The 7,177-nt window shown below is 64.5% G+C and carries 6 protein-coding genes; 2 read left to right on the top strand and 4 right to left on the bottom strand.

Annotation, left to right across the window (positions count from 1 at the left end; all coding sequences use genetic code 11):
- Positions 1-215 (bottom strand): hypothetical protein (locus EKD05_RS24825; RefSeq protein ID WP_165360964.1); only part of this gene is annotated, 215 nt, incomplete at its 3' end.
- Positions 216-1,048: 833 nt separating this feature from the next.
- Between EKD05_RS24825 and EKD05_RS24820 the strand changes: the two genes are divergently transcribed.
- Positions 1,049-2,758: a HAMP domain-containing sensor histidine kinase gene (locus EKD05_RS24820; RefSeq protein ID WP_165360963.1), complete on the top strand. Its 1,710-nt coding sequence runs from the start codon at positions 1,049-1,051 to the stop codon at positions 2,756-2,758.
- Between the two features lie 691 nt (positions 2,759-3,449).
- The gene (locus EKD05_RS26175; protein WP_165360962.1) at positions 3,450-4,529 is read left to right on the top strand and encodes a response regulator; all 1,080 of its coding nucleotides are present in this window, start codon (positions 3,450-3,452) and stop codon (positions 4,527-4,529) included.
- A gap of 80 nt (positions 4,530-4,609) precedes the next feature.
- Here the strand turns inward: EKD05_RS26175 and EKD05_RS24810 are convergent, their stop codons facing one another.
- The 3 genes from EKD05_RS24810 to EKD05_RS24800 all read right to left on the bottom strand — a co-directional run bounded on the left by EKD05_RS24810 (position 4,610) and on the right by EKD05_RS24800 (position 6,963).
- Positions 4,610-5,371 carry a DUF5131 family protein gene (locus EKD05_RS24810; protein WP_129678233.1) on the bottom strand — a complete coding sequence of 254 codons (762 nt, stop codon included), beginning with the start codon at positions 5,369-5,371 and terminating at the stop codon, positions 4,610-4,612.
- A 159-nt stretch (positions 5,372-5,530) separates the two neighbouring features.
- Entirely contained in the window at positions 5,531-6,433 is a 903-nt protein-coding gene (locus EKD05_RS24805) for a three-Cys-motif partner protein TcmP (RefSeq protein ID WP_129678231.1), read from the bottom strand.
- 128 nt (positions 6,434-6,561) lie between these two features.
- Positions 6,562-6,963, bottom strand: a complete 402-nt coding sequence (locus EKD05_RS24800; RefSeq protein ID WP_255427270.1) for a tetratricopeptide repeat protein — start codon at positions 6,961-6,963, stop codon at positions 6,562-6,564.
- Positions 6,964-7,177: the final 214 nt, after the last annotated feature.

Raw genomic sequence — 7,177 nt, 5'->3', positions numbered from 1 at the left:
TTGGTGTTGGGGTGAATCTGCGCCGTACGGCCCGCTGGCTGGCGGGCGTGCGCCCACCACCACCCCGGAACCGCCTGGCCCAGGTGCTCACGGGAGCCTAACATCGCCATGCGGCGACGGCGCTTCCCGCGCAGCGATGACCAGAGGATCCCCTGGCGACCGTCAAGCGGCAGGAGTGACCAGCGGAGTGATGGGTTCAACCCAAACGTGTTCATGGGTTTCATTTCGTCGGAGTGCAGCACGCGGCGCTCCTGGTGAGTTTGCCAACAGTATCTTTCAAAGAAGCTTATGCGAAGGCGCGAAGGGGTGTTCACCGACGCGAAAAACAGTGCGGCCGCTGCGTCAACCCAATCGCCTTCTTTGCACGGTGTTGGTGCGAGGCCGAGCGTTCGCCGCTTCCGCCGCACCACGATCCCGTGCCACTGACGACACCGAGCCTGACGACCCAGGCGTGATGGATGGCGCGCCGTGGTTCTCGAACCCAGAAGCGTCAATGCGGATGCTCTCCCTCCTTCCTCAGATCATGATCAGGGCCGCGATCAGCCCCACACCCGTGAGGCCCCGCGTGCCACGGGAGACGTCCGAAGGACGGGACGGACGCCGCCGTGGTGCGCGTAGGGCCACCTGGTCTAGCGCGATGATAGCGCACCCACAGGGGTCACGCCCAGGGTCAAAAATGATCAAAAGACGATCAAATGTTCCACCTGTGACCCTCCCTGTCATGCAACGGTAATCTCGTAAAATCGAACATTTTTGCGTTTCGTGCTATACTCAGGCACGCTTTGGGGTTCACTGGGGGCACCGTCCCGCGCCCACCCGAGGCAGGTCGGTCGACGGCTGCCGTTGCGGCGTGGGGGCTTGTCCTTGGCGTGCCTGGCGTGCCTGATGGCGGCCCAACGACAGCCGGGCCGAGGCGGGTCACACGCCGACGTTGCTTGTCGGTCGCGGTGCTGAGGTCACTGATGGTGAGGTGATGCGATCATTCCGGCGCTAACAGCTGACGCGGTTCATGGCCCCGTGCGGCCCTGGCGTGACCGTTGGTGAGGTGATGCGAGCCCCCGCACCCGCCACCGCTGGGCCCCGCGCTGCCGTGCTGCACGCACTGGCCTGGGGCCTGGTCACCGCCGCACTCACCCGCGCCGCGCTCCTGGCCTTCGCGAGCGGCCCGCTGTTGGTGCCGCAGATCTGGTTCGACCTGAGCGCAGCCACCATCGGGTGGGGAGTCGTGGGTCTGAGCGTGGCGTTCACCACCCGGATGCCCGGCCCTGACCGGCGCATCTGGCTCGGCGTGGCCGGGGTGCTCAGCATCACCGCGAGCGGCCTGAGCCAACAGGTAATGGCGACCGCGATGCAGCTGGCGGTCACCCCCGGCATGGCGTTGGTGGTCGCCAGCCTCGCCGGGAGTGTCAGTGTGGCGACGCTGGCCGCCCCCACTGATGCGCAGGAGAGCGGTAGCCTCCGCGCCGGGCAGGCCCTGCTCGCCGTCCTCGCCATCCTGGGGGCCACGACCCTGCTTGGCGCCGCGTGGTCACCCCAGCGCGACGCTCCTGGGGCGTTGCCCCTGGAACCGCCCCTCGTTTTCGCCATCCTCCTCGATCTCGCCCTGCTCCTGGCCGTGATGCTCATGGCGCTCATCCGCCCGCGGGCGCTTCGCGCAATCCAGGGCCTGCTCTGGCTGAGTGTTGGCCTGCGCCTGGCCATGCTCGTGGGCCTGCCTCCGGGGGCAATCGCCCGTGCGCATGACCTGCTGGAACCCCTGCGGCTGAGCCTCCTGGCCCTGGCCGTGCGACGCTGGGCCGCGCAGTGCCCGACCCCCGCTCAGGCGGACGAGCGCCCGCGGCCGCCCGCCGCATGGCTGCCGTCGCTCGTCGTCTGGGGCGCACTGGTCAGTGTCATCACGACGCAGCACCTTGCACCCGCGCCCGTCCTGGGCCTGCTCGGGCTCGAACTGGGGCGCGGCGTGCTCCAGCGCATCAGCCAGACCCGCCAACGCCAGCGCTGGTGGCGCCGCCTGCACGCCGAACGTCAAGCCCACCAGGCCGCCCAGGCCGCGTCCCAGCAACAGATCACCGCGCTTGCCCGCCTGATCCACGACCAGGCCGCGCCCCTCAGCGGGATCGGCCGGCTCGCCCGCGAACTCGAGCGGGCCGAGATTCATGGCCTGGCCCAGCGGCTCAGTGATCACCTGGGTCTCTTACGCAGTCTCGCCCGCCAACTCCGCAGCGTGCTCAGCGACCAACCCCTGCTTCCGCGGCCCCCCGTTGTCGTCGCGGTACTGCCGATTGTGCGTGCTGTGATCGACGCCGCTGCGGAACGGGCTCAGATCGCCCGCGTGGATCTCTTCTGGGTGATGAACAGCGCCGGCGCCACCGTACGCGGCGACGCGACGGCTCTGCGGCGGATCCTCGACAACCTGGTGACCAACGCGCTCGACGCAACCAGCGCCGGCGGCCAGGTTGCCATCGAACTCTGGGATGACCGGCACGTCCCAGGCTGGCTGACGATCAGCGTGCGCGATACCGGTACCCGCGTGCCCAACGCAGCCCAGGTGCCGGCGGGTCATCCTGCCCCTAACACGCCGCCAGGCCCAGGGATGGGCCTGGGCCTAGGCATCGTCCGTGAGCTGACCGAACACATGGGCGGCGTCTATGGGGTGACCAGTCGCCCCGGGGAAGGCAGTGTCTGCTGGATTCGCCTCCCCGCCGCCGAGGCACCCCAGGGACCACCGCCACGAGGAGCACGTGATGCCAACGAGTAATCGCCATCCGCGAGCGCGTGGCGTTGAGCCACACGCCACACCGCGAAGCAAAAGGACATGCGGTCGTCAACGTACCCTACCCCACGCAGTACGGTCTGCCAACCATCCGCCCGCACGACAACCTGCGTGGGAAGCAGGAAAGCACCCACCCCACCACCACGAGGCGTCCGTCATGCGCTCAGACCGTCGTCATGGGCAAGCGCCACGCACAGTACCACCACGAGGAGCACGTGATGCTGATCAACCAGGCCCCACCGCAGCGCGAGCCCGACGCCGAATCACGCACCACCGCGCAACGAGGAGCACGCGATGCCATCAGGCAGCCGTCATGGGCGAGCGCGTGGCTCCGTGCCACGCACGGCACCACCATGCGGCGCACACCATGCGGTGCAACCACTCCGTCCCACCACGAGAAGCACGCCCTACCAACGACCTGGGTGTCGTCACCATGCCACCGGGGACGACGTGCCCCGTACCGCAAACGAGGCGCACGCGATGCCGAGCAACCACCCCGTCCCATCACAAGAAGCACGCCCTGCCAACACCCTTGGTGTCGTCACCATGCCACCGGGGACAACATGTCCCGTACCGCAAACGAGGCGCAGACCCGATGTGCGGCCAACACCCTTGTTGTCGTCACGCTGACCGCGAGGACGGAACGCACCAGATCACGAAAAAGAGGAAGCACGCCATGCCAACGATCTTGATCATTGACGACGATCCTGCCGCCCGCGACGATGTGCGGACGGCACTCCCGCCCGCGTGGACGCTGGTGGAGGCTGATGATGGGCTGAGCGGGGTAGACCAGGTACGGCACCGCCACCGCGAGCTTGATCTGGTCATCCTCGACATGCATCTGCCGGACCTTCCAGGCGGGAGTGTCTACCTGCGCCTGCGTGAACTTCGCGCCGACCTGCCCATTGTCCCCTTCACCGCCGACCCCATCCCCGTCGCGGCGCTGACCGCCATGGGCTGCTTGCCACCGATGTACAAGCCGGTTGATCCCCTGAGTCTGCGCCGCCAACTCTCCGCCGCCCTCGCGCAGCCGATGCCCGCCCTCCGCAACGACGCCGTCGTCAGCCTGGCCCGCCAGCAAAGCCACGAACTCGAACGCCTGCGTCGCGTGCAGCGCGCCGTCCTGCACGTCATCATCTATAGCACCTCACGCATCGTCCGGAGCGGCCTCACCCAGTATCTGCGCGGCGTCGCCCAGATCATGGAAGCCAGCCACCCGACCGCGCTCCGCCTGGCCTTGCAGTACCTGCCATGGACGGCGATCATCGCCGAGGGAAGCGCGGCGAGCGCCATTGCCCCGATCGCCCAGGCGCACCAGATCCCCCTCGTGCTGCTCGCCCTTGACCCACTCCAGACCCGCACCGCACCGCCCGATGGCGTCGCCGCTGTGGTCTTCGCCCACGACCCGGCCCTCAGCGAACGCCTGACGGCCACGCTCAGCGCCCTCGCCCTGGGCGAGCCGGCGCCACTCTTCCCACCGCCGCTCATCACCGAGACAGAGACCCGACCGGACATTCCGCCGACCATCGTCGCTCACTTCACCACGCTCGCGGTCTCCTCGCGCGAAATCGACGTGATCTGGCTCAGCGCCCAAGGCCTCCCCAACAACGCCATCGCGGACGCCCTGGGCATCACCCTGACCACCGTCAACTCCCACTGGCGCAACATCGGCGCCCCACGCGGCCTGACCCGCAAACAGGCCAGGCTCTGGGCGCAGGAGGAGGTGCGGAGGGTGCGGGGAGAAAAGAGCGAGTAGCGCCCCAAGAGGAATCGCGGGATGGGTCACCGCAGCCAGTCTGGGGAGACGTCATCAGGCAACGTCCCGGAAGCACTGCCTCACCGACTCACAGGTATTAGCTGGGGATAGTCATCCCAAGTGCGATCATCGAGCAGACGACCACCCGTTTTTGGGGTACGCCCACCCCATTGTTTGAAGAAAAATGCTGTGCCTGCTTCACGGCAGCGATCGCGTAACTCGCGTGGCCAGGCCGGATCACAGGGACGATGGCCTGGTCCGCTTTCGCCACCAGCAATCAGCCAGTGGATATCGGTCAAATCAAGCTGTTTGAGTGAACCCAGAAGCGGCTCAGCGCTGATGAAGCGAACGGCCGCCGGCACTCGCCGGAGTTGTTCGGCACGCCAGCTGTACTGCATCGTCTCAATGGAAACGCCAAGCCAGATCTGCTCTGGCCAGGAGACGAGATGCCCAGAGTAGTGCCGTAAGCGCTCGCTGATATGCGGAACAAGTCGGGCAAGCCGCGCGGGGCGCTTGGTCAGAACCTGGAAGGTATGCCAGTGCGCTTGCGCCATGATGTCGAATACCTGAAAAATGAAGTCGTCGGGAACATCTTTATGGAACAAGTCAGACATTGAGTTCGTGAAAATGCGCCGCGGCTTTTTCCACTGTAATGGATACGCAAGACGCTCCGGCCATAGTTTCAAATCAAACCCCTGTTCGTAGGGATGACCAGGCACACCGCGAAAACGCTCGGCAAAGGTTCGTGCGTAGCAGTGGTCACAGCCTGGGGAAACCTCGGTGCATCCAGTTACAGGGTTCCAGGTTGCATCAGTCCACTCGATCGCGGATTGCAGGCTCATGGTATTCCATCCCCGGGAAAGAACAAATTAGCTAAAGGCGATTCATCGTATCATTAGTCATCACAGCTGTCAAGCAATTCTCTAGGATTCGTGTACTTGCAGCCTGACTAAACCATCGCACGAAAGCAAAGAAAAGGCTGACAAATTGGTTGTATCCACTCAATTTCCCAGGATGTGCTGTGCGATTTTTATAGCGGTTGGTGCCCCTTTTGGATTTCCAGCGGCGAAGCAGAACAAGTAGATTGGCACATTTTTACGGTTCCGCAGGTAGAGGGGGTTGTCCGCCACTTTCGAGAAAACCAGGTTAAGCCTCTGTAGGAAAAAGGCGCTGATCTGCTCGAAGCTCGCCCCCTTCTCCAACTGCTCTTCTTCGTCAAACAGCGTCATCTGGGAACTTGGTCGGTAGAAGGCATTTTTCCAGTCGGCCGTGCCGAAGAATTTCGTGAGGCGGTCTGACCACCCACCCTGAGGCGGGCCACTGCGCGTCAGAACACGATTGACGGCCTGTCCAAGCGGAAACAGCACCCAGAGGTCGATTGCCTGCGTGTTTGCAATCGCCTCGATGGTTGCCCACTCGACCTCCATGCCATAAGGATCCAGAAAAACGACCGCTCGATTGGTTCGCCAGTTCGTGCGCCTGCACCAATCCTGCAGCGTCGCGTTGGCCTCACCCTGCACAATCTCAATTCGCTGTGCAACAGCCGGGAACTGTTGACGAAGTTGCTCCAATTCAGCAATATAGGCGGGATTTTGCTCAATGAACAGGTAGTGATCAAACGGTGGGCTGGTTTCGAGCGCGATGCGTGCGCTGCCTTGCTGGAACAAGGTGGCATCATCGTCGTAAACAGGGAGGTCATCGAGCCGAAGCGGGAGTGTTTGTGCCGACGCTGCCTTTGGGCTTTGCCGGTAGCCTGTTCCCGCAAAGGCATCGACAAACGTGGTGCGCAACATTGCGGCGCGTGGATTCTTGGTGAAGATCGTCCGATAGGCGTGAAGGTATTTGCGCAGCCTATCGAGCTTCTCATCAGTCCACTGGCCGCCAAACTGGTGGGAAGTCGTCATGTTGAAGCTCCTGAGTTCATAGAGCCGTCCTGGGAATAGCTAGCATAGCTGCATTCCGCACAATTGTACCACAAAAAACAGCGTTCGATGCGCTCCCATCATCACACGATGCGCCACACGTCTGCGGGCTATCCCGCGTAAGCGACCGTCCGCGCCACCAGTGTAGAGGGGTGATCGGCGCCAAGCACCGCCGTGTAGATGAGCACCGCCCGGTTGAGGTACGCACGCGCACGCGCTTGATCGCCCAGCGCGGCACAGACCTGGCCCATCCGCAGCAGGCTGCGCGCAGTATAGGGGTGGCGCTCGCCCAGGCGGGCCAGGTGACGGCGCAGCGCCTCGGCGAGCAGGGGCTGGGCCTGTTGCGGGCGTCCGGCGGTCAGGTGGAGCATCCCCAGGTGCCCCAGGGTGTTGGCCGTATCGTGGTGCATTTCGCCGAGGATGCGCCGGCGGATCGCCAAGGCCTCGCGCAAAGAGGATCGGGCCGCGTCGGTTTCGCCAAGCGCCTGGTGCATGAGCCCGAGCCGATTCAGACCGCGCTGATCAACGATAATTAGAATTGCCGGCGTTCTGCCTCACGAGAGAATCTTACTTTGTCGGGGTTCGTTGCCTCACGAAAGAGCTTACCACACTCACGAAAGATCTTACCACGTTGTTGCGCCGCCTGGCCGGGTGCGCGAGCCGGGTGGGGGCTGCGCGGCGGTCAGGAGCACCCGACCACGCCAGGTCAAGGCCGCGCGGGGGCCA

It is taken from the genome of Candidatus Chloroploca sp. Khr17 (assembly GCF_004138165.1).
Taxonomy (GTDB): Bacteria; Chloroflexota; Chloroflexia; order Chloroflexales; family Chloroflexaceae; genus Chloroploca.
This window is presented reverse-complemented; position numbering and strand designations above follow the sequence as displayed.